Source organism: Bosea sp. Tri-49 (assembly GCF_003952665.1).
Lineage (GTDB): Bacteria > Pseudomonadota > Alphaproteobacteria > Rhizobiales > Beijerinckiaceae > Allobosea.
This window is the reverse complement of the sequence record NZ_CP017946.1, coordinates 5,036,281-5,056,579: the sequence shown is the minus strand read 5'-3', so window position 1 is coordinate 5,056,579 and position 20,299 is coordinate 5,036,281. Positions and strand designations below refer to the sequence as shown.

The 20,299-nt window shown below is 66.2% G+C and carries 17 protein-coding genes; 4 read left to right on the top strand and 13 right to left on the bottom strand.

Annotated features, from left to right (window positions below):
• Nucleotide 1 precedes the first annotated feature (1 nt).
• From BLM15_RS24415 to BLM15_RS24390, 6 genes are all read right to left on the bottom strand, one after another.
• A complete protein-coding gene (locus BLM15_RS24415) occupies nt 2-997 on the bottom strand; it encodes an aldo/keto reductase (RefSeq protein ID WP_126115184.1) in 996 nt (331 codons plus the stop codon).
• Nucleotides 987-1,970, bottom strand: a complete 984-nt coding sequence (locus BLM15_RS24410; protein ID WP_126115183.1) for a sugar-binding transcriptional regulator — start codon at nt 1,968-1,970, stop codon at nt 987-989. Before BLM15_RS24410 ends, BLM15_RS24415 begins: the two co-directional genes overlap by 11 nt.
• A gap of 11 nt (nt 1,971-1,981) precedes the next feature.
• Nucleotides 1,982-2,965, bottom strand: a complete 984-nt coding sequence (locus tag BLM15_RS24405; protein ID WP_236846801.1) for an ABC transporter permease — start codon at nt 2,963-2,965, stop codon at nt 1,982-1,984.
• An 83-nt stretch (nt 2,966-3,048) separates the two neighbouring features.
• Complete coding sequence (locus BLM15_RS24400; protein ID WP_126115181.1) at nt 3,049-4,563, bottom strand: sugar ABC transporter ATP-binding protein; 1,515 nt, start codon at nt 4,561-4,563, stop codon at nt 3,049-3,051.
• Between the two features lie 68 nt (nt 4,564-4,631).
• On the bottom strand, nt 4,632-5,678 hold the full coding sequence (locus BLM15_RS24395; protein WP_126115180.1) for a substrate-binding domain-containing protein: 1,047 nt from the start codon (nt 5,676-5,678) through the stop codon (nt 4,632-4,634).
• 278 nt (nt 5,679-5,956) lie between these two features.
• On the bottom strand, nt 5,957-6,958 hold the full coding sequence (locus tag BLM15_RS24390; RefSeq protein ID WP_126115179.1) for a 4-hydroxyproline epimerase: 1,002 nt from the start codon (nt 6,956-6,958) through the stop codon (nt 5,957-5,959).
• Nucleotides 6,959-7,053: 95 nt separating this feature from the next.
• Here BLM15_RS24390 and BLM15_RS24385 point away from each other — a divergent pair, with 95 nt between their 5' ends.
• Nucleotides 7,054-8,088, top strand: coding sequence for an Ldh family oxidoreductase (locus tag BLM15_RS24385; protein WP_126115178.1), 1,035 nt, complete (start codon nt 7,054-7,056; stop codon nt 8,086-8,088).
• Between the two features lie 521 nt (nt 8,089-8,609).
• On the opposite strand, the gene BLM15_RS24380 is transcribed toward BLM15_RS24385, so the two are convergent.
• The 7 genes from BLM15_RS24380 to BLM15_RS24350 form a co-directional block, all read right to left on the bottom strand.
• Nucleotides 8,610-9,569 (bottom strand): dihydrodipicolinate synthase family protein, encoded by a 960-nt coding sequence (locus BLM15_RS24380; protein ID WP_126115177.1) that lies wholly within the window; start codon nt 9,567-9,569, stop codon nt 8,610-8,612.
• Nucleotides 9,570-9,855: 286 nt separating this feature from the next.
• Nucleotides 9,856-10,557 carry a GntR family transcriptional regulator gene (locus tag BLM15_RS24375; RefSeq protein ID WP_164547626.1) on the bottom strand — a complete coding sequence of 234 codons (702 nt, stop codon included), beginning with the start codon at nt 10,555-10,557 and terminating at the stop codon, nt 9,856-9,858.
• 88 nt (nt 10,558-10,645) lie between these two features.
• Nucleotides 10,646-12,922, bottom strand: a complete 2,277-nt coding sequence (locus BLM15_RS24370; RefSeq protein ID WP_126115176.1) for a TIM-barrel domain-containing protein — start codon at nt 12,920-12,922, stop codon at nt 10,646-10,648.
• 16 nt (nt 12,923-12,938) lie between these two features.
• A complete protein-coding gene (locus tag BLM15_RS24365) occupies nt 12,939-14,009 on the bottom strand; it encodes an ABC transporter ATP-binding protein (protein WP_442859470.1) in 1,071 nt (356 codons plus the stop codon).
• The gene (locus tag BLM15_RS24360) at nt 14,006-15,058 is read right to left on the bottom strand and encodes a carbohydrate ABC transporter permease (protein WP_126115174.1); all 1,053 of its coding nucleotides are present in this window, start codon (nt 15,056-15,058) and stop codon (nt 14,006-14,008) included. The genes BLM15_RS24365 and BLM15_RS24360 overlap by 4 nt, the downstream gene beginning before the upstream one ends.
• Nucleotides 15,055-16,083: a carbohydrate ABC transporter permease gene (locus tag BLM15_RS24355; RefSeq protein WP_126115173.1), complete on the bottom strand. Its 1,029-nt coding sequence runs from the start codon at nt 16,081-16,083 to the stop codon at nt 15,055-15,057. The genes BLM15_RS24360 and BLM15_RS24355 overlap by 4 nt, the downstream gene beginning before the upstream one ends.
• A gap of 5 nt (nt 16,084-16,088) precedes the next feature.
• A complete protein-coding gene (locus tag BLM15_RS24350) occupies nt 16,089-17,366 on the bottom strand; it encodes an ABC transporter substrate-binding protein (protein ID WP_126115172.1) in 1,278 nt (425 codons plus the stop codon).
• A 155-nt stretch (nt 17,367-17,521) separates the two neighbouring features.
• Between BLM15_RS24350 and BLM15_RS24345 the strand changes: the two genes are divergently transcribed.
• The 3 genes from BLM15_RS24345 to BLM15_RS24335 all read left to right on the top strand — a co-directional run bounded on the left by BLM15_RS24345 (nt 17,522) and on the right by BLM15_RS24335 (nt 20,296).
• Nucleotides 17,522-18,559: a LacI family DNA-binding transcriptional regulator gene (locus BLM15_RS24345; protein WP_126115171.1), complete on the top strand. Its 1,038-nt coding sequence runs from the start codon at nt 17,522-17,524 to the stop codon at nt 18,557-18,559.
• On the top strand, nt 18,556-18,936 hold the full coding sequence (locus BLM15_RS24340) for a cupin domain-containing protein (RefSeq protein WP_126115170.1): 381 nt from the start codon (nt 18,556-18,558) through the stop codon (nt 18,934-18,936). Before BLM15_RS24345 ends, BLM15_RS24340 begins: the two co-directional genes overlap by 4 nt.
• A gap of 88 nt (nt 18,937-19,024) precedes the next feature.
• Nucleotides 19,025-20,296: an NAD(P)/FAD-dependent oxidoreductase gene (locus BLM15_RS24335; RefSeq protein WP_126115169.1), complete on the top strand. Its 1,272-nt coding sequence runs from the start codon at nt 19,025-19,027 to the stop codon at nt 20,294-20,296.
• Nucleotides 20,297-20,299: the final 3 nt, after the last annotated feature.

The following is a 20,299-nucleotide window of genomic DNA, read 5'->3' as shown; positions in this document are numbered from 1 at the left end:
CTCAGCCCGCAGCCTTGCCGAGATGCCGGGCGATCGCCTCGCCGATGCGCCGCAATTCTTCGCTGGCGAGCGCGATCCTGCCGGCGCCGGCGTTCTCGACGGCCTGGGTCCGGTCGCGGGCGCCGCACAGCGCGTAGGTGATGCCGGGCTGCGCGATGGTCCAGGCGATCACCAGCTGCGCAAGCGTGGCATCATTGGCTTCGGCGATCGGGCGGATCTCTGCGAGGAAAGCGGCGATGCGCTTCAGGCTCTCCGGCGAAAAGCGCGGATCGTCCTTGCGCAAATCGTCGCCGGAGAACACCCGCTCCGGCCCGATCTTGCCGGAGAGCAGGCCGAGCGCCAGCGAGGAATAGCTCAGCGTCGCGACATTGTGCGTCTGGCAGATCGGCAGCAGCGTCGTCTCGATCTCGCGATCGAGCATATTGTAGCGCTCCTGGATCGCGTCGACCGGGCCGATGGCGAGGTAGGCCTTCAGCTCGTCGGGGTTGACATTGCTCACGCCAATTGCCCGGATCGTGCCCTGCTGCTTCAGCTCCAGCAGCGTGGCCATGGTCTCGGCGACCGGCGTCGTCGGGTCCTGCCAATGGGTGATGTAGAGGTCGATATAATCGGTGCGCAGGCGGCGCAGGCTCTGCTCGAGCTCGTGCAGGATCGAGTCGCGCCCGAGATGGCGATGGACCCGCTGGCCGTGCTCGTCGAAGAAGTGATTGCCCTTGTCGGTGTGCCAGACGAGGCCGCATTTCGTTGCGAGCACCACCTCGGAACGGCGGCCGGCGATGGCCTCGCCGACGATCTCCTCGGATTTGCCGAGGCCATAGGCCGGCGCGGTGTCGATCAGGCTGACGCCGGCATCGAGCGAGGCGCGGATCGCCTCGACCGCCTTGGCCTCGTCGGTGCCGCCCCACATCCAGCCGCCCATGGCCCAGGTGCCGAGGCCGACGGCGCTCGCGTTCACCGCGCTTTTGCCCATCGGGCGCAGTTGCTGGCTAATTCCCATGGGATTCATCCTTCAATACGTCGATGATCGCGTTGCCGGTGGCCTCGTCGGTGGCCAGCACGTCTAGGATGCCGCCGCGCAGGACGCTGGCGGCGGGCGTCGCCTTGCGGGCGCCGGCGCAGACGCCGATCGCCAGCGGGATCGCCTTGAGTTCATCCAGCGTCAGGCCGATGACGCGCTCGTTGAGCGGGTAGTCGCAGAGCCGTCCGCGGCGATCGAGCAGGTGCGCGACGAGCTCGCCAGCCGCACCGAGCCGCGACAATTCGCTCTCGCTGCCGGGGTTCGCCGCGCGCAGGCTGAGATAGGTCGAGCGATCGGCCAGCACCGAGCCGATGCCGGTCACAGCGATCGCGGCATCGCGCGCCCGGGCGAGCACCTCGCGCACCGACTGCAGCGAGAGCAGCACGTCGCGCTCTTCGCGCGAGGCGGCGAAGACCGGGGCGTGGATCTGGAAGGCCTTGCCCTGGAGCTTATGGGCGAGTTGCGCCGCCAGATGGTTCACATCGGTGAAGTACTCGCCCTGGATGCCGCCGGTCGCCGGCACAACGGTGACGTCATAGGCCCGGTTCGGAGCCAGCGCCTGGATCATCGCATCGACGCCGCGCCCGCCGGAAACGCAGATCGTGTCGCCGTCCTTGAGGTTCGACAGCAGGTGTTCGGCCGCCGCCCGGCCCACCGTGGTCAGGTTGACCTCTTCCTGATCCGAGACCGTGGGCGTGACGATCGCCTCCTTCAGCGCGCCGGCCGCCGCGAGCGCCTCCTCGAGCGAGAACAGCGATTGCAGGGGCGAGCGCACGGAGATCTGCACATAGCCGCGCTCATGCCCCTCCTTGACCAGCCGGTTAACTGTGGGGTGCGAGAGGCCGGTGCGCTTGGCGATCTCGGCCTGGCTCAGGCCTTCGACGTAATGCATCACCAGCACGCGGTGAATCCTGCGCAGCCGCTCGAAATCGTCGTTGGAATGGGAGGCCATGACGAGCTCGTTCAGCCGGCGCGAACAGCGCCGCGGGCGCGCTTGCGGGTGTGGAGGAGGTGGTCGATCGTGACCGCCGCGAGCAGAATCATCCCGCGGATCACGTCCTGCCAGACCGGTGGCACGTCGAGCAGAGTCAGCGAGCTCGAAACCACCGAGAGCAGGGCGATGCCGAGGATCGCGCCCAGGATGGTGCCGGAGCCGCCCTTGAGGCTGGCGCCGCCGATCACCGCCGCGGCGATGATGTTGAGTTCCATGCCGACGCCGAAGGTCGGTGGCGCAGCGCCGAAGCGCGCCATGTAGAGGACGCCGGCGACGCCGGAGAGGCCAGAGCACAGCACGATGCAGAAGAACTTCACCCGGTTGGTGCGGATGCCGGAATACTGCGCCGCCTTCTCGTTGCTGCCGGTGTAGAACACCTTACGGAACACGGTCGCCTTGCGCAGCAGGAGGTCGAAGACCACGACCACGGCGAGGAAAATGAGGATGACGACCGGCACGTCATAGACCTGCGCGAAGCCGAGGGAGCGCAGGTCGAGCGGCACCGTGCCCTGGCCGATGAACTTGAAGCTCGGCGGCAACGAGAACAGCGACAATGGCCTGCCGTCGGTGACTGCGAGGCAGAGGCCGCGCACGATCACCATGAAGGCGAGCGAAACGATGAAGGAGTGCAGCCCGATCAGCGTGACGAAGGAGGCCATCGCCACGCCGATCAGGGCGCTGGCGACGATGCCAGCGAGGCTCGCCGTCCAGGGATCGATGCCGGCAAGGAAGGCGGTGCCGGCGACCACCATGGCGAAGCAGACGACCGAGCCGACCGAGAGATCGATCGCGCCGACGATCAGGAGCACGGTCATGCCGACCACGACGATGCCCTCGATCGAGAAGGACATCAGCATCGCCCGGAAATTGCCCCAGCTCAGGAAATAGGGCGAGGCGAAGCTCATCGCGACGCAAAGCGCCAGGATGATCAGCACCAGCCCGAATTCGCGCATGCTGGCGATGTTGCGCCAGCTCCCGCCGGCCGCATCCCGCGCCGCGACCGGTCGCAGCTCCTCGCCCGTTCCACTGGCCACGCTCATCTCGCTTCCTGCCCTTCGATCGCAAGCCCGGAGGCGAGCCGCATGATCGTTTCCTCATTGAGATCGTCGCCGGAGACCTCGCCGGCGACCCTGCCCTCGTGCACCACGAGAACCCGGTCACACAGGCCGATCAGCTCCGGCAGCTCCGACGAGATCGCGATGATGCCGGTCCCGCCCGCGGACAACTCGCGCAGGATGCGGTGGATCTCGGCCTTGGCGCCGACATCGACGCCGCGCGTCGGCTCGTCCAGGATGATCGCCTTTGGACAGACCGAGAGGAGCTTGGCGAGCGCGACCTTCTGCTGGTTGCCGCCCGACAGGGTCGATGCGGCGTCGTCGAGCGAGCCGCGCTTTAGACGCAGCTGATCGGCGAGGCTCTTCGCCTGCACCTGCTCCTTGGCCCGGCTGACGAAACCAGCGGCCGAGACGCGGTCGATGTCCAGCGCCGAGATGTTCATCGCGATCGGCAGGTCGACGAAGACGCCGGCGCCTTTGCGGTCCTCGGAGAGATAGACGATGCCGTTACTGATGCTCTGCGCGTAGTTGCGCGGCGTCACCTCTTGGCCTTCGAAGGCAACCTTGCCCGAGCTGAGGCGGTTCAGGCCGCAAATGCCGAGCGCAATCTCGGTACGGCCGGCGCCGATCAGGCCGGCAATGCCCAAGACCTCGCCGCGGCGCAAATCAAAGGAGACGTCGCGGACACGAGCACCGTCGCTGAGGCCGCTGACCGACATCAGCACGGGCGCCGTGGCGCTGGCCGGGTTCTTCGCCGGATAGATGTCGCCGAGATGCCGGCCGACCATGCGCCGGACGATCTCCTCCTGCGTGGTGGTCGCGACCTCCTCCGTGCAGATATAGCGCCCGTCGCGCAGCACGCTGATCCGGTCGCAATGGGCGAAGACCTCGGCCATGCGGTGGCTGATATAGATGATGCTGATGCCGCGCGCCTTGAGTTGCGCGATGATCCCGAACAGTTTTCCGGCTTCGCGCTCGGTCAGTGCCGCGGTCGGCTCGTCCAAAATCAGGATCGAGCAGTCGAGCGCCAGGGCCTTGGCGATCTCGACGATCTGCTGCTCGGAGATCGAGAGCTCGCCAACCAGTGCCTGCGGATCGATCTCGGCAAGCGAGGCGAGGATTGCGCCGGCGCGGTCACGCAATTCGCGATAATCCATCAGCCAGGCGCGCCGGCTATTGGTTGCCGCCATCGAGATGTTCTCGGCGACCGAGATGTCCGGGCAGAGCGCGATCTCCTGATGCACCAGCCCGATGCCGAGCTCATGCGCCTTCTGCGGCGAAGCGATCTCGACGGGCCGGCCACCGACCAGGATCTCGCCGCCGTCGGGCCTGAGGATGCCGTCGATGATGTTCATCAGCGTCGATTTGCCGGCGCCGTTCTCACCCATCAGCGCATGCACCTCGCCCTTGCGCAGGCTGAGGCTGACGCCGTCGAGCGCGCGCACCGGGCCGAAGCTCTTGCTGACATTGCGGACTTCGAGGGCGAGGGGCTGCATGGCACGCCTCGTCGCGAGAAAGGAGAGCGGCGGAGCGTAGCGGCGCTCCGCCGGGAGAGGGCTCGAGCTTATTCCTTGATGCCCTTGGTGCCACGACGCTTCAGATAGGCGTCCCAGTAGAAATCGTCGGCATTGTCCTTGGTGACGACGGCGAAGCCGTTGTCGACGACGGGCACGCTCATCGGGTTGAAGCCGGAGCGCTTGTAGTCGTTCATCGGGTCGATCAGCTCGGGATGGGCCGCCATGAACAGCAGCATGAAGCCCATATAGCCCTGCATGCCCTGGTTCGGGTTGATCGCTCCGAAGACCTGGCCGCTCTTGATCATGTCGAGGATCTTGCCGTTCACGTCGGCATTCATGACCTTGATCTTGCCGCCGAGTTCCTGCGCCGCCTGTGCCGCGCCGAGGGCGGAATTGGCCTCCGGCATGAACAGCGCGCCGAGATTGGGATTGGCCTGCGCCATGCTCAGCGCAGCATTGTAGGCCTTGGTCGGATCCTGGTTCGACGGCGCGCGGGCGACCAGCTTGATCCCCGGATGCTTCTCGCCCATCCGCTTGACGAAAGCGGTGACGCGGCGGTCGTGATTGTCCTGGCCGGGGTTTTCCAGAATGCCGTACTCGCCCTTGCCGCCCATCGCCTTGGCGATCACGTCGGCGGCATAGGCGCCCTCGCGATCATTGTCGGAGGTGACGTAGGAGACGCGCTTGCTGTTCGGCGAGTCGGCGGCGAAGGTCACGACCGGCACGCCCGAGGCGGTCGCCCGGTTGATCGGCTCGATGAACGGGTCCGAATTCATCGGATGGACCAGAATGCCGGCGGGCTTCTTGGCCAGGATCTGGTCGAAGCTCGCGATCTGCTTGGTGACGTCGTATTCCGGCGTGCCGGTATATGCGGTCTTGCAGCCGAGCGACTGCGCCGCCTGCTTGAACATCTCGTAGACGGGGAACCAGTATTCCACGCCCGAGACCATCACGTTCATGTAGTAGGTTTCGCCCTCCTTGCAGCGGAATTGCGCCGGGGTCTGCGCTACCGCGCCATGTCCCAGAGCGAGCGACAGGCCGAGGCCTGCAGCAACCGTCAGCGTCAGAGTCCTTGCCAGTTCCTTGATGCGCATGTTTCCCCTCCAGAGCTTGACGCCGGACCGATCTCCAGCGTCGTTATGACCAGCTTGAAATTTATTTCATATACTGGTATCTATTTCCGATAGGGATATGATGGTGCTTGCGGCGTGTCAAGCAGCGCTCTGGCGTCCCGTCGGCGGAAAGCCGAGCAGCGGCATTGGCCGCGGCGAGCGCGTCCTGATTGGTCAGCTGGAGATATGCGACTGGCGAGTTGCGCCGCCGCTTGCCACCGACAAGCGGCGAATTCGACGACGGCTGCCGCCTGCGTGGCCTACTTCACCACGAAGCCGTGCGCGAACGGGTCGCGGTCGTCGATGAAGATGGTGTTGTAGCCGGTCATCCGGGCCCAGCCGGCGATCGAGGGGATGATCGCCTGACGGTTCGCCACCGTCGTCGCCGCCTCGACCCGGCCCTTGAAGAGCGAGCCGATGATCGACTCGTGCACGAATTCGTCGCCGACGCCGAGCTTGCCCTTGGCGGCGAGCTGCGCCATCCGCGCCGAGGTGCCGGTGCCGCAGGGCGAGCGGTCGATCGCCTTCTCGCCATAGAACACGGCGTTGCGGGCATGGGCGCCTGATTGCGTCGCCTTGCCGGTCCACTGGATGTGCGACAGCCCCCGGATCTCCGGGTGTTCCGGATGGACGAACTCGTATTTGGCGTTCAGCGCCGCCCGCAGCTTCGGCGACCAGCCGACCAGCACGCCGGCGGTATGGTCGGCCATGTCACGGAAATTCTTCTGCGGCTCGACGATCGCATAGAAATTGCCGCCATAGGCGACATCGACGACGATCTCGCCGAGTCCCTCGACCTCGGCGGTCAGCCCTTCCGCATAAAGGAAGCCTGGAACGTTGGTGAGGCGGACCTCCTCGACGAAGCGGCCCTCCTGACGATAGCTGATGTCGACCTTGCCGGCCGGTGCGTCGACCGAGAGCCTGCCTGGCTCGCGCGGGGTGATCAGCCCGTTCTCGATGCCCATGGTGATCGTGCCGATCGTGCCATGGCCGCACATCGGCAGGCAGCCCGAGGTCTCGATGAACAGCACGGCGACGTCGCAATCGGGCCGTGTCGGCGGGTAGAGGATCGAGCCCGACATCATGTCGTGGCCGCGCGGCTCGAACATCAGCCCGGTGCGGATCCAGTCGAACTCCCGAAGGAAATGCGCCCGCTTCTCCAGCATGGTCGCGCCGTCAAGACGCGGGCCGCCACCCGAGACGAGGCGGACCGGATTGCCGCAGGTATGGCCATCGATGCAGGAGAAGGTATGGCTGGCCATCGATCAGAACCTTCCTGAGGCGTTACGCCCGCTTGAAGTCATGTCGGCTTTCTGAATACAGCATGTATACAGATTTGCAACGAGCGGAGCGCGCGATGGCCGAGACGACGATCCTCAGCATGGAGACGCTGACGCGCCGGATCGAGGCGGTCTTCCGCAAGGGCGGATTGTCGCCGCTTCATGCCGCGGCGCTCGCTCGCGTGATCGCAGCCGGCGAGCGCGACGGCTGCAAGTCGCATGGCGTCTTCCGGGTCGAGGGTTGCCTACGCACGATCAAGGCCGGCAAGGTCTCGACTGACGCCGAGCCCGTCCTGCACGATGACGGCTCGGCCGTGCTGCGCGTCTCGGCCGGCGGCGCCTTCTCCTGCGCCGGCTTCGAACTCGGCGCGCCAGCCCTCGCGGAGCGAGCAAAACAACTCGGCCTTGCGGCGCTGGTGATCAACGACTGCACGCATTTCTCGGCGCTCTGGCCTGAGGTCGAGACATTAGCCGAACTGGGCGTCGCCTCGCTGGCGATGTGCCCGAGCTACGCCACCGTCGCGCCAGCGGGCGGAACGGCCGCGCTGCTTGGCACCAATCCGCTCGCCTTCGGCTGGCCGCGCCAAGGCGCGCATCCTTACGTCTTCGATTTCGCCACCAGCGTCGCGGCGCGCGGCGAGATCGAACTGCACCGCCGCGCCGGCAAGCCCTTGCCCGAGGGCTGGGCGCTCGATTCCGTGGGGCAGCCAACCACCGACCCGGCCGCTGCGCTCGCCGGGGCGATGCTGCCCTTCGGCGGCCACAAGGGCTCGGCAATCTCGACCATGATCGAACTATTGGCCGGCGTGATGATCGGCGACCTGACCAGCCAGGGCGCGCTCGATTTCCTGGGAACCACGACGCTGGCCCCGCAGCATGGCGAGCTGATCCTGGCGTTCTCGCCGGAGCGCTTCGCCGCCGGCCGCCCCGGCGATGCCTTCGCCCGCGCCGAGATCCTGTTCGAGGCGATCGCCAGCCAGGGCGCGCGCCTGCCCTCGCAGCGCCGCTTCAACGCCCGCCAGGGCTCGCTGACGGACGGGATCGCGCTGACCGCCGCCGAGATCGAGCAGCTCGACCGGCTGGAGGCGCTCGGCCTCGACGCCGTCACCTAACCAACGAGAAGGCCAGAGGCTTGGCGGGACGGTCAGCTCACGACCCGTTTCCGACCTTGTGGCCCCGCTTCTGAGATGTAATGCTTCCCCGAGCGACACCTCAATTATCCGACTTGTCTTCGGGGCAGCGAGCAGTAATCCATCTATCTCAGCGGGCTTTTTATGATCAGAGCCTTATTCACTATCCCAATTTTCATCGCCGTTTGGAGTGCCTGCAGCATCATTGGTTCTTTTTTTGGGAGTTATTTCTTTTATCATACTAATGAGTATTCATTTCTCGGCGGCCTGATATTTGGAGCTTTGATTGGTTTGCCGGCCGCATTCTTAGCAATCGGGTATCTATGGCGGGATTGAGATGCTAATTCGATCTCTGGTGCGAGCCTGAAACGCCCCTCTTTTGGCCACAAAATAATGACCGCAACCGGCCCAACTGAGACATTCGTCACGTCGGGCAACATGACACCCATGGCCCAATAGAGAGGCCCTCCCGTCACCAGGAGGGCCTGTTCCTGAGCCAATCCTCAGGCAGCGTGCTTCAGCGCGCTGGGTTGCTTCGACCATTGCGCATACCAGGCGTCGAACAGCTTGAGCTGCGCCTCGACATAGCCGCGCTGGCTTTCGCCGAGCACATCGGTCGGGTTGAAATGCAGCGTGTATTCGGCGTCGCCCTTCAGCACCATCATGTGCTTGAAATAGAGGACGAGCTCCGGCCCCTCGTCGAAGGAAGACAGCACGGCGAGCGCCGCCTCCAGCTCGAGCGCCAGCCGGCGCGCCTCGACATCACCCTTGGCCGCCGCCTGGCTGAGGCTGACGAGGTGCAGCACCTCCTTCGGCAACACGCAGCCGATTCCGGTGATCGCGCCGGTCGCGCCGCAATTGACGAAGCCGTGGAAGACGCAGGTGTCGACGCCGATCATCAGCGAGACGTCGTCGTCGCGGCTGGTGATGTTTTCCGCGGCGTAGCGCATGTCGGCGGCGCCGCCGAACTCCTTGAAGCCGATCAGGTTCGGATGCTGGGCCCGCAGCGCGAAGAACAGGTCGGCGCGCGTGGCGAAGCCGTAATAGGGGCTGTTGTAGATCACCGCCGGCAGATCGGGGGCGGCAGCGAGGATCGCCTTGAAATGATGGCGCTGCGCCTCGACCACCGAGCCGCGCGAGAGCACGCGCGGGATCACCATCAAGCCCTTGGCGCCGACCTTCTGGGCATGAGCGGCATGGGCGACGGCAGAGGCGGTGTTGACCGCACCGGTGCCGACAATTACCGGCACGCCGGCCTTCACCAGGGCCTCGACGCCCTGCATGCGTTGCGCATCGGTCAGCAGCGGCCAATCGCCCATCGAGCCGCAATAGACCACCGCCGACATGCCGGCGGCGATCAGCTCCTTGCCCTTGCGCACCAGCGCCTCGAAGTCCGGGCTGCGGTCATCCTTGCAAGGGGTCATCAGCGCCGGCATGCAGCCGGAAAAGATCTGGGCCTTCATCACGCGCTCCTCGGGCTGGCGGATCAACGGGCGGCCTGCTTCGCCGCCTCGATCGACAAGAATAATACTCTTTGTATTTTATTTGTCGACAAGAAAATCATGCAGTCGAAACTCCCGCTAGATCGGGCTATCGACGCGGCTTTCTCCCGGTACCGTCATTCCGGCCGAAGCGAAGCGGAGCGCCGGAATCCATCGTAGAGCTCCGGTGCCCTTCGATGGATTCCGGAGCTGCGCGGCTTCGCCGCTTGTCCGGAATGACGGGTGATCTGGAAGAGGAGCGCGCGCCCTACAGCGCCAGCGTCTGGCGCCGGTCGCGCGCAATTAGTTGCTGGATCTGCTGGACGATCTGGTCGGCATGGGCCTTGGCCAACCGGTCGGCGCCCTCGACGTCGCGGGCAGCGATCGCCGCGATCATCTCCTCATGCTCGGCGACATAGCGCAGCGGCAGGCGGTCCTCGAAGGAGGAGTAATAGAGCCGCAGAATGCGCCGGCCTTCGTCAAGCAGGCGGCAGAACAGCCCGGTATAATAGGGATTGCGCCCGGCTTCGGCGATCGCCGCATGGAAATCGCGGTTGGTGGCGATCATCGCGAGCGCATCCTGCGCTTCGACGGCACCCGCGAAGGCGGCCTGCCGGGCGCGGATGATGTCGAGATCCGCCGCGACATGGAACTCGGCCGCCAGCCGCGTCGTGACGCGATACATCAGCGTGATCGCGTCGAAGAAGGTGTGCAGGTTGAGGAAGTCGATATTCGACACCACCGTCGAGCGGTTCGGCAGCGTCGTCACCAGCCCTTCGCTCGCCAGACGCACCAGCGCCTCGCGGATGGGCGTGCGCGACATCGACAGGCGCTCGGCCAACTGGATTTCGTCGATCGGGCTGCCGGGCGGCAGCACCAGGTCGATGATGTCGTCGCGCAGGATGTCGTAGACGAGCTTGACGCCCTCGCCCCGTTTGCGCTCGGTCGGAGCCATGGTCCTGTCAGTCATGTCGCCATCCATTGTCGACATGACAAATACAGATTGCACCTAGTGGCGCAACAGCGCCGGCTGACTAAGCCGGCGCCACCGTGCGCGTTCAGCCGCCGATCTGCCGGATGGCGATCTTGTTGAAGGCCGGCTTGCCCTCGCCCTGCTGCTCGATCGCGACCTCGCCATTGCGAACCTCGAAGCGGATCACCGTCGAACCGGCGCCGCGCCAGTCGGCGGTCTCGCCATCGTCCTCGTAGAGCTCACCGGTAGCACCCTCGACCACGCCGCAGACCAGCACCTCGCGCTCGGTGCTGATGCCCTTGGGATCGCCGAGCGGGATCAGCGCGCCGGCGCGTACGAACAGCGGCAGCCGGCCGAGCGGCGCCGCAACCGTCACGGTGACACCGCCAGGGTAGTGCTTGCCGTCATGCCAGTCGTACCAGCCACCGGCATGGGCAGGCAGGTGGGCGCTGCGCTCGCGCGCGCCCTCCTCCAACACCGGCGCGACCAGCACGTCCGGGCCGAGCATGAAGACATCGTCGACCGCCACAGCCGCCGCATCCTGCGGGAAATCGTAGAGCAGCGGGCGCACGGCCGGGATGCCGTCGCGGCTCGCCCGCCACATCTGCGTATAGAGATAGGGCATCAACCGGTAGCGCAGCGAGATCGCCTCGCGCACCTGCGGCACCATCTCCGGATACATCCAAGGCAGATTGACGACGCCGTCATCGTTCCAGGAGTTCATCACCATGCGCGGCCAGAGCGCGCAGAACTCGTTGAAGCGGACGAAGAGCTCGGGACCGGGCGTCGGGCCGTGGAAGCCGCCGACATCATGGCCGATCGAGAACATGCCCGACAGGCTCATATTGAGCCCCTGGGTCAGGTTGTAGCGCAGCGTCTTCCAGGCGGTCTCGTTGTCGCCCGACCAGGTCTGGGCGTAGCGCGAGATGCCGGCACAGCCGCCGCGCGTGATCGCATATTGCCGCTTGCCCGGCTCGCGCGCGGCTTGCGTCTCGTAGGAGAGCTTGGTCATCAGCAGCGGCTGCGCCGGGCGCGCCAGCGCCTGCCGGAAGGGGCGGCCGTCGCCGTCACAGACCGCGTCCTCGTCCCAGATCTCGTATTCGTTGTTGTCGTTCCAGACCGTGGTGAAGCCGTGGTCGAGCAGCGCGCTCTCGATACCGGCGCGCCACCAGGCCCGGCCCTTCGGGTTGGTGTAGTCGATATGGAAGCCGAGCCCGTCCCAGAACTGCGCCACGGCCGGCTCGCCGGTCTTGGAATCCTTGACCAGGAAGCCCTGGTCGAGCGCCTCCTGCAGGCGCGGATGGTCGTCAAGCAGGCAGGGCTTGAGGTTGGCGACGGTGTGCATGCCGGCCTTGTTCAGCCGCTTCATCGTCACCAGCGGTTCCGGGAATTTTTCGCGATTCCAGTTGAAGGCGTAGCGGCGCTGGCCGATCTGGGTGTAGCCCGAGCCGAAATGGAAGCTGTCGCAGGGTATGGCGTGCTTGCGGCACTTGGCGATGAAGTCGCTGATCCGAGCATCGGCGTCTGGCGCGTCGGCGATCGCCATCGAGGTCACACCGAAGCCGAAGGACCAGCGCGGCGCGAAGGCCTGCCCACCTGTCAGCCAGGAAAAGCGCTTGACCACATCCGGCACGGTCGGGCCGGCCATGACGTAATAGTCGAGATCGCCGTCATCGCCTTTCCAGGAGCGGAACAGGCCATGGTAATTGTCGAGCGTGCAGCCGAGATCGACGCTGCCGGTCGAGAGGTTGTCGTAGAACACGCCATGGGCGCCCGCCTTCCCGTCGACGATGAAGAAGGGCAGCATCTTGTAGAGCGGATCAGACAGCTCGGCATCGAAGCCGCAGGGATCGACCGCATCGATGGCAAAGCGCCGCCCGGTCCGGTCGAGCGGGCCGGCCTTGTCGCCGAGCCCGTAATGCCGCTCGGCATAGTCGCGCGCCATGAAATGGGCGAGCGCGCCGGTGCGCGGCGAGATCAGATAGGCCTGCGTCGTGCGATCCTGCAGGAAGGGATCAGCCTCGCCCTCGCGCCGCCAGGCGATGCCGAAGGGCGAGAGCGTGACCTCGGCGGAGAGGCCGCCAGCCGACAGCGTGACCTTGCCCTCACCTTCGCTGACGCTCGCCTGCGGGCAGGCGAAACCGGAGAGATCGTCGCGCGGACGTCCTTCATAGGCGGGCTCGAGCCCGCCCGGCGCGATCGACCAGCCGCGGTCGAGCCGGTAGCCATCTTGCGGCTTCAGCGTCACCCGACCGATATCGCCTTCAAGGATACGCACAGTGATCGTCGCGCCAAGGCCGACATCGAACAAGGCGGCTTCGCCGTCGCGGCCGAGATAGCGGCCTTGCGTCAGGGCTTTCATGGGATCTCTCTAGTCGTCAGGACCGGACGGCCCGGCCGTTCTCGTCGAACAGGTGCAGATGCTGCTGCGGGAAGGCGAGCGCGACGCTTGAGCCGCGCTGGTGCTCGCTCTGACCGTCGAGCCGGAGCGTGATCTGCGGCAATCCTTGCGAGGCGCCGTAGAGATAGCTCTCGCCGCCGAGGCGCTCGACCAGCTCGATCGCGAGCGGCACGCCGCTATCCTGCGCGGCGAGCGAGAGGTGCTCGGGCCGGATGCCGAGCGTGACCGATGTACCCGTGGCAAGGCCGCCGGTCGGGCAGGCGACCTCGTGACCGGCCTCGCCGATCGCGACCGTACCGGTCCGCACCACCTTGCCCGGCAGCAGGTTCATGCGCGGCGAGCCGATGAAGCCGGCGACGAACAGATTGTCAGGCCGGTTGTAGAGCTCGAGCGGCGTGCCGACCTGCTCGATCCGCCCGCCATGGAGCACGACGATGCGGTGCGCCAGTGTCATCGCCTCGACCTGGTCGTGGGTAACGTAGATCATCGTGCCGCCGATCTCGGCATGCAGCGCAGCGAGTTCCTTGCGGGTCGCGACGCGCAGTTCCGCGTCGAGGTTCGACAGCGGCTCGTCGAACAGGAAGATCTTGGGGTCGCGCACGATGGCGCGGCCGATGGCGACGCGCTGGCGCTGGCCGCCAGAGAGCGCCTTGGGCTTGCGTTCGAGATAATCGGTCAGGCGCAGCATGCCGGCGGCGCGCTTCACCCTCTTGTCGATCTCGTCGCGCTTGAAGCCCATGTTCTCCAGCGCGAAGGCCATGTTCGCGTAGACACTCATATGCGGGTAGAGCGCATAGGACTGGAACACCATGGCGAGGCCGCGCTCGGAAGCCGGCAGCCCGGTGACATCCGTGCCGTCGATCGCGATCGACCCGCCGGTGATGCTTTCCAGCCCGGCGATCGAGCGCAGCAGCGTCGACTTCCCGCAGCCGGAGGGACCGACGAAGACGACGAACTCACCATCGGCGACGTCAAGGTCGATGCCATGCAGCACCGTGGTCGCGCCATAGCTCTTGCGGACGCCCGATAGGCTCAGTCCCGCCATTATTTCATTCCCGTATTGGCGATGCCGGTGGTGATGAAGCGCTGCAGGAAGACGAAGACGAGCGCGACCGGAAGCAGCGTCACCACCGTCATCGCGAGCAGGTAGTGCCATTGCGTCTGCAATTCGCCCTGGAAGGCGTTGAGGCCGATCTGCAGCGTATAGGCTTCCGTCTTGGTCAGCACCGCGAGCGGCCAGAGGAACTCATTCCAGCGCCACATGATCGAGAAGATCGCGAGGACCGCGAGCGCCGGCATGGCGAGCGGCATGACGATCCGCCAGTAGATCTGCCACTCCGAGGCCTTGTCCATGCGCGCCGCCTCGATCAGGTCGCGCGGCAGGGTCAGCATGTATTGCCGCAGCAGGAAGACGCCGGTCGGCGTTGCCGCGCCCGGCAGGATCACCGCCCAGAGCGAGTTGACCAGTCCGAGCTCGGTGATGACGAGGTAGACCGGGACGAGGATGATGGTGATCGGGATCATCAGCGTGCCGATCACCATCAGCATCACCGCCGTCTTGCCGCGGAATTCGTAGATCGAAAGCGCGTAGGCCGCCATCGAGTTGATCACCAGCGTGATCAGCGTCGCCACCGCGGTGACGAAGACCGAGTTCCAAAGGAAGCGCATGAAGGCGAAGCGCTCCAGCGGCTCGGTGTAGTTCTCGGTCGCGAGCTTGAACTCGCGCACGGGGGTGCGCTTGTCGATCGGGACGCGGATGCTTTGGCCGGGATTGGCCGGGTCGACCATCTGCGCCTGGATGCCGATGCGGCGGACCTGCGCCAGCACCCGCTTCGAGCCATCCTCCATCGTCACTTCGAACAGCGGCAGCGGCTGGGCGTGGCCCTCGACCCGGCCCTCTTTCTGCGACATCGGCAGCAGCGAGGGCGGGAATTCGAGCAGGCCGGCCTGCGTCTTGAATGAGGAGATTCCGAGCCAGAGCACCGGCCCGAACATCAGGACGACGCCGAGCGCGAGATAGGCGTAGGCGGCGATGTCAGTCCAATGCCAGCGACCGAGGTTGCGGCGGGCGACCGCCATGCGGGCAAGCCTGTTCATGCTGCCCCCTTGCGACGGCTCGCCGCGAGCTGGGCCAATGTCAACGCGAACAGCACGACGCCGAGCACGACGGAGGCAGCCGCCGCCAGGCCGAAATTCTGGACCTGATTGGCGAAGGCAGTCTCGTAGATGTAGTGCACCACCATCAGCGTCGCGGTGCCGGGGCCACCGCCGGTCAGGACGAAGACCTCGTCGAAGGTCTGCACGCCGCGGATCAGCGCCAGCACGATCACCACGATCATGTTCGGCCAGAGCAGCGGCAGGGTGATGCGCCAGAACACGCGCCAGCGCGGCGTCGCATCCATCTCGGCGGCTTCATAGAGATCGGCCGGGATCGCCTGCAGGCCGGCGAGCAGGATCAGCGTGTAGAAGCCCATATGGGCCCAGATCGAGACGAAGACGATCCAGAACATCGCCCAGCTCGGATCGACCAGGAACAGGATGCGCTCACCGCCGAGCGAGGTGATCGCGGCGTTGAGCAGGCCATCGCGCTGCAGGATCCATTTCCAGGTCAGCGCCACCACCACCGGCGAAAGCAGCACCGGGAAGAAATAGACCGCGCGGAAGAAGCCGCGCGCCTTGATCTTCATGTTCAGCACCACCGCCGTCAGCAGCGAGAACAGCACCATCGCCGTGACCTGGAAGACGGTGAAGCGCGCGGTGTTGGAAACGCCGCGCCAGAAATGGTCCTCGCGGCAGGAGGACGGATCGAGGAACGAGCCGCAATCGAAGAGATAGGCGTATTGCTGCGCCCCGACATAAGGCCGCTCGGAGGGGAAGAGGCCTGCCCCGCCCGTCACCGAGAAGATGAAGTTGATGATGAGCGGCAGGAAGACGAAGAGCGAGAAGAAAACCAGATTGGGCAGCAGGAAGACATAAGCCATCCGCCGCTCGCCAATCAGCCGCTGCAGAACCTGCATCGGCCAGTCGATCAGCCGCATCAGGACCGCGAGCGGCGCGGCGAAGAAACTCGCTGCGCCGACGCGTTCCGATGGCGCCGCCGGGATGGGAGCGTCGGAGGCCATTCGTCTTACTTCTTGCGCTCGGCGATCTGCTGGGCGATGTCGGATTCCATCCGCTTATAGGCCTCGTCGAGGCTGCCCTCGCCCGAGATCGCCTGACCGAGCCGGCTGATCACCGCGTTGAAGATGACGCGGTTGCTCGTATAGCCCTGCAGTTGATAGGCGACCGGCGAGAGCTGCGCGACCTGGTCGGAGAAGACCTTGAGCGCGGCCTTGGCCGGCGCGCTCGCGCCCTGATAGTCGAGGCCCTTGGCGGCGATGCCGAGATGGCCGGGCACGAACAGCGAGCGGGCGTAGAACTCACTCAGCACCGGCTCGCTGGCGAGGTAGTCCATCACCTTGGCGACGGCTTCCGGGCTCTTGGTCGTCTTGATCGCGACGAGACCGGCCCCGCCCGGCATGCCCGAGCAATTGCCGGCGCCACAGGGCGAGGGAACCGCGATCCAGTCGAAGGCGTCGCCGACGGTCTTGTCGAACTGGGCGATCTGCCAGGAGCCCGACTGGTACATCACGACCTGGGCGTTCTTGAACTCGTCATTGGCACCGCGATAGGCCGTGCCGGAGACCGAGCCCCAGAGCTCCTTCTTCATCACGCCGCTCTGGTGCCAGTCATAGACCAGCTTGGCGCCGCGCTTGAAACCGTCGTCGACGACAGCCGGCTCGCCCTTGGCGTCGAAGACCTTGGCGCCTTCCGAAACGGCGACCGAGAAGAAGCGATGGCCCGAGCGGTCCATCGCCAGCGGGAACGGGGCCTGGACCTTGGCCGCAACGTCCTTGACCGCCTTGCCCCAGTCCTCCCAGGTCGCCTTGGCGCCGGGCATCGCGATACCAGCCTGCTCGAACAGCGTCTTGTTGACGAAGGGGCCGGTGACGGTGAGCTGCGTCATGAAACCGGTGATCGCCTTGGTGTCGCCCTCCGGGCGCATCCAGGGCAGGAACGGCCCGAAATTCTTTTCCCAATAGGCCGCGTCCTTGAGATGCGGCCGCAGGTCGAGCGCATAGCGGGCAATGCCGCCGAGATCGACGACGCGGGCGATGTCCGGACCCTGGCCGGAGGCGAGCTGGACGGGCAGGTTCTCGGTGATGGCCTTGTAGGGCACCTGGTCGAGCACGACCTTGATGTCCTTGTTCTGGGCCTCGAAGCGCTTGAGCAGGTCGGTGATGACCTCGCCCTCATTGCCGTCGGAATACCAGGCGATGCGGACCGTGGTCTGAGCCTGCGCGATACCGCCCATGACGAGACCGGCCGTCAAGGCGAGCGCCGAAATCCAATGCTTGCTGTGCATGAGCGTTCCATCCCCGCTTGAACCGACGCCTCCCGGGGCGTCTTGACTTTCATTTAGGCAAACGTTTGCCTAGCTTGTCAATCCCGAAGTGAGCCGGCATCTCTGGCGGGCTGACTCGCCGGGCGCCGCCATGCGAGAAGCGGGGATGGAGCGCGATGAAGACCAGGGCCGCAAAGGCACATCAGGGTTCGGTATCGCTCACCACGGTCGCGCACGACACCGGCGTCTCGATCTCGACCGTCTCGCGCATCGTCAACGGCGCGAGCGGGCGGGCCTCGCCCGAGACGGTCGCCCGCGTCGAGGAGGCGATTGCGCGATTGGGCTACCGGCCGAACCCGGTCGGGCGGGCGCTGCGCCAGCGCGCCAGCCGGGTCGTGGCGATGCTCTCGCCCAATCTCGACAACCCGGCGATGGCGGCGATCGCGGTCTCGACCGAGGCGGCGCTGCGCGCCGCCGGCTACGTCATGATCCTGTGCGACACGCATGACCGCGCCGAGCTGCAGGACGACTACCTTCAGGCCATGCGGGAGCAGTTTGTAGCCGGCTATGTCATGGTCAGCGCCGTGCGCAGCCGCGGGCTCGAGGAGACGCTGCAACGCGGCGACCCGATGGTCTTCGTCGCGCGCCACAACCCGCTCGGCGGCGGCGCCTATGTCGGCATCGACAACCGCGCCGCCGGGGCCGATGCTGCCGATTTCATGCTGGCGCGCGGAATCGAACGCCCGGCCGTACTGATGGCGGCGCAGAATGTCTCGAGCACCCAGGAGCGCGCCTCCGGTTTCATCGACCGCCTCGTGGCACGTGGCGTGCCTGCCGATGCCATCCGCCGCGCCAGCGGTCCCGGCCTCTCGCATATCGAGATCGGCTATGCCGCCGCCCGCGCGCTGGTGCAGGACGGTGGCTGGCCAGAAGGGGCACTCTGCGTCAGCGACCTGATCGCCTATGGCGCCTATCGGCTCGCGGTCGAGAACAATGTGCCGATCCCGCAGCGCTGCACGCTGGTCGGCGTCGACGGCAATGCCCTCAACCACTGGATCGCGCCCTGGTTGACCTCGATCCGCATTCCCTATGAAAGCTTTGGCGGGCATGTCGTCAGCCAGCTGCAGTCGCTCTGGAGTGGCGCGCAGACGTCGGAGGTCCGCATTCCGCATGAGCCGCCGATGGTCGGACTCGCACAGAAGGCGACGGCATGACCCTGCTCGACCACGAGACCCAGCCGCTCGAGCAATGGCGCGAAGGCGTGATGACGCTGATGCGGGTCTCCGCGCTCGTTCAGTCGGCTCAGCTCTGTATCTTCGAGCAGTTCTGCGATCCCGGCCTTGGTGCACCCATCCACCTCCACGCAGTTGAAGAAGTGCTGGAGGTGATGGAAGGCGAGGCTGAGATCACGCTCCGCGGCGAGAATCTGGTCCTGCGTGCCAACCAATCGGTCGTGATCCCGGCCGGCGCGAGGCACAGCTTCAGGAATATCGGGACCGGCATCCTCAAGGTCCGCGCCACGCTCGCCGCACCGATCTTCGAGGCGAGCTATGACGACCGCGCCGAGCAATCGCGGCGCTGGGTGCCCTGAAGCGAGCAGGAGCTGAAGGGCCAGCTACAGCCCCAACCCTGTACCCGTGCTACACAGGCTTCCGTTCTACCGAGACGAGGGATTGTCGATGAGCGAGCCGCATCATGTCGTGGTGATTGGTGGCGGCTTCGCCGGGCTCGAGACCGTGCATCGCCTGGCGGGTGCGGATGTGCGGATCACCATCGTCGACCGCCGCAACCATCATCTCTTCCAGCCGCTGCTCTATCAGGTCGCCACGGCCTCGCTCGCAACCTCGGAGATCGCCTGGCCGATCCGGCATCTGTTCCGGCGGCGCAGTGATGTGACGACGCTACTGGCTGAGGTGACTGGCATCGATACGACCCGGCGCGAGGTCGCACTCTCGACCGGCGAGACCCTGGCCTACGACACGCTCGTCGTCGCCACCGGCGCGACCCACGCCTATTTCGGCCATGACGACTGGGAGCCCTATGCGCCGGGCCTGAAGACCCTCGAAGATGCGACGACGGTCCGCCGCCGCATCCTGCTGGCCTTCGAGCAGGCCGAAGCGGAAACCGACGCCGCGCGCCGCGCCGCGCTGCTGACCTTCGTCGTCATCGGCGCCGGCCCGACCGGCGTCGAACTCGCCGGCACGATCGCCGAGCTGGCGCGCGCCACCCTGCCCGAGGATTTCCGCCGGATCGACACGCGCGAGACCCGCGTCGTGCTGGTTGAGGCTGGCCCGCGCATCCTGCCCGGTTTCGCCGAGGACCTGTCGCACTACGCCCATGAGGCGCTGCGGCGCATCGGCGTCGAGATTCGCACCGGCGCGCCCGTCACCGCCTGCGACAGCGCGGGTGTCTCGATCGGACCGGAGAAACTCCCGGCCGTGACGGTGATCTGGGCGGCCGGCGTGCGCGCCTCGCCGGCGGGCAGCTGGCTCGATGCCCCTATGGACCGCGCCGGCCGCGTCGAGGTCGAGGACGATCTCACCGCGCCCGGCCACGCGGACGTCTTCGTGGTCGGCGACACGGCGAGCGTGATGGACCAGGACGGCAAGCCGGTTCCCGGCATCGCTCCCGCCGCCAAGCAGCAGGGCCGCCATGTCGCGGCGACGATCAAGCGCCGGCTCGCCGGAGACAAGGCGCCCCGCCCCTTCGCCTACAGCCATGCCGGCAGCCTGGCCACGATCGGCAAGCGCGCCGCGATCATCGATTTCGGCCGGGTGAAGCTGAAGGGCTGGCTCGCCTGGTGGCTCTGGGGCCTGGCGCACATCTACTTCCTGATCGGCGTACGCAACCGCGTCAGCGTCGCGCTCAGCTGGCTCTGGATCCATGCGCGCGACCAGCGCAGCGCGCGGCTGATCACCCAGCGTGACGTGAAGCGCGATGAACGCGGCTGACGG

Bases quoted from the DNA above. Each gene is read 5' to 3' on its own strand.
- BLM15_RS24360 (WP_126115174.1), bottom strand. From the start codon at position 15,058: ATGAACAGGCTTGCCCGCATGGCGGTCGCCCGCCGCAACCTCGGTCGC.
- BLM15_RS24395 (WP_126115180.1), bottom strand. From the start codon at position 5,678: ATGCGCATCAAGGAACTGGCAAGGACTCTGACGCTGACGGTTGCTGCA.
- BLM15_RS24355 (WP_126115173.1), bottom strand. From the start codon at position 16,083: ATGGCCTCCGACGCTCCCATCCCGGCGGCGCCATCGGAACGCGTCGGC.
- BLM15_RS24415 (WP_126115184.1), bottom strand. From the start codon at position 997: ATGGGAATTAGCCAGCAACTGCGCCCGATGGGCAAAAGCGCGGTGAAC.
- BLM15_RS24380 (WP_126115177.1), bottom strand. From the start codon at position 9,569: ATGAAGGCCCAGATCTTTTCCGGCTGCATGCCGGCGCTGATGACCCCT.
- BLM15_RS24335 (WP_126115169.1), top strand. From the start codon at position 19,025: ATGAGCGAGCCGCATCATGTCGTGGTGATTGGTGGCGGCTTCGCCGGG.
- BLM15_RS24390 (WP_126115179.1), bottom strand. From the start codon at position 6,958: ATGGCCAGCCATACCTTCTCCTGCATCGATGGCCATACCTGCGGCAAT.
- BLM15_RS24340 (WP_126115170.1), top strand. From the start codon at position 18,556: ATGACCCTGCTCGACCACGAGACCCAGCCGCTCGAGCAATGGCGCGAA.
- BLM15_RS24405 (WP_236846801.1), bottom strand. From the start codon at position 2,965: ATGCGCGAATTCGGGCTGGTGCTGATCATCCTGGCGCTTTGCGTCGCG.
- BLM15_RS24375 (WP_164547626.1), bottom strand. From the start codon at position 10,557: ATGACTGACAGGACCATGGCTCCGACCGAGCGCAAACGGGGCGAGGGC.
- BLM15_RS24350 (WP_126115172.1), bottom strand. From the start codon at position 17,366: ATGCACAGCAAGCATTGGATTTCGGCGCTCGCCTTGACGGCCGGTCTC.
- BLM15_RS24345 (WP_126115171.1), top strand. From the start codon at position 17,522: ATGAAGACCAGGGCCGCAAAGGCACATCAGGGTTCGGTATCGCTCACC.
- BLM15_RS24385 (WP_126115178.1), top strand. From the start codon at position 7,054: ATGGCCGAGACGACGATCCTCAGCATGGAGACGCTGACGCGCCGGATC.
- BLM15_RS24400 (WP_126115181.1), bottom strand. From the start codon at position 4,563: ATGCAGCCCCTCGCCCTCGAAGTCCGCAATGTCAGCAAGAGCTTCGGC.
- BLM15_RS24410 (WP_126115183.1), bottom strand. From the start codon at position 1,970: ATGGCCTCCCATTCCAACGACGATTTCGAGCGGCTGCGCAGGATTCAC.
- BLM15_RS24370 (WP_126115176.1), bottom strand. From the start codon at position 12,922: ATGAAAGCCCTGACGCAAGGCCGCTATCTCGGCCGCGACGGCGAAGCC.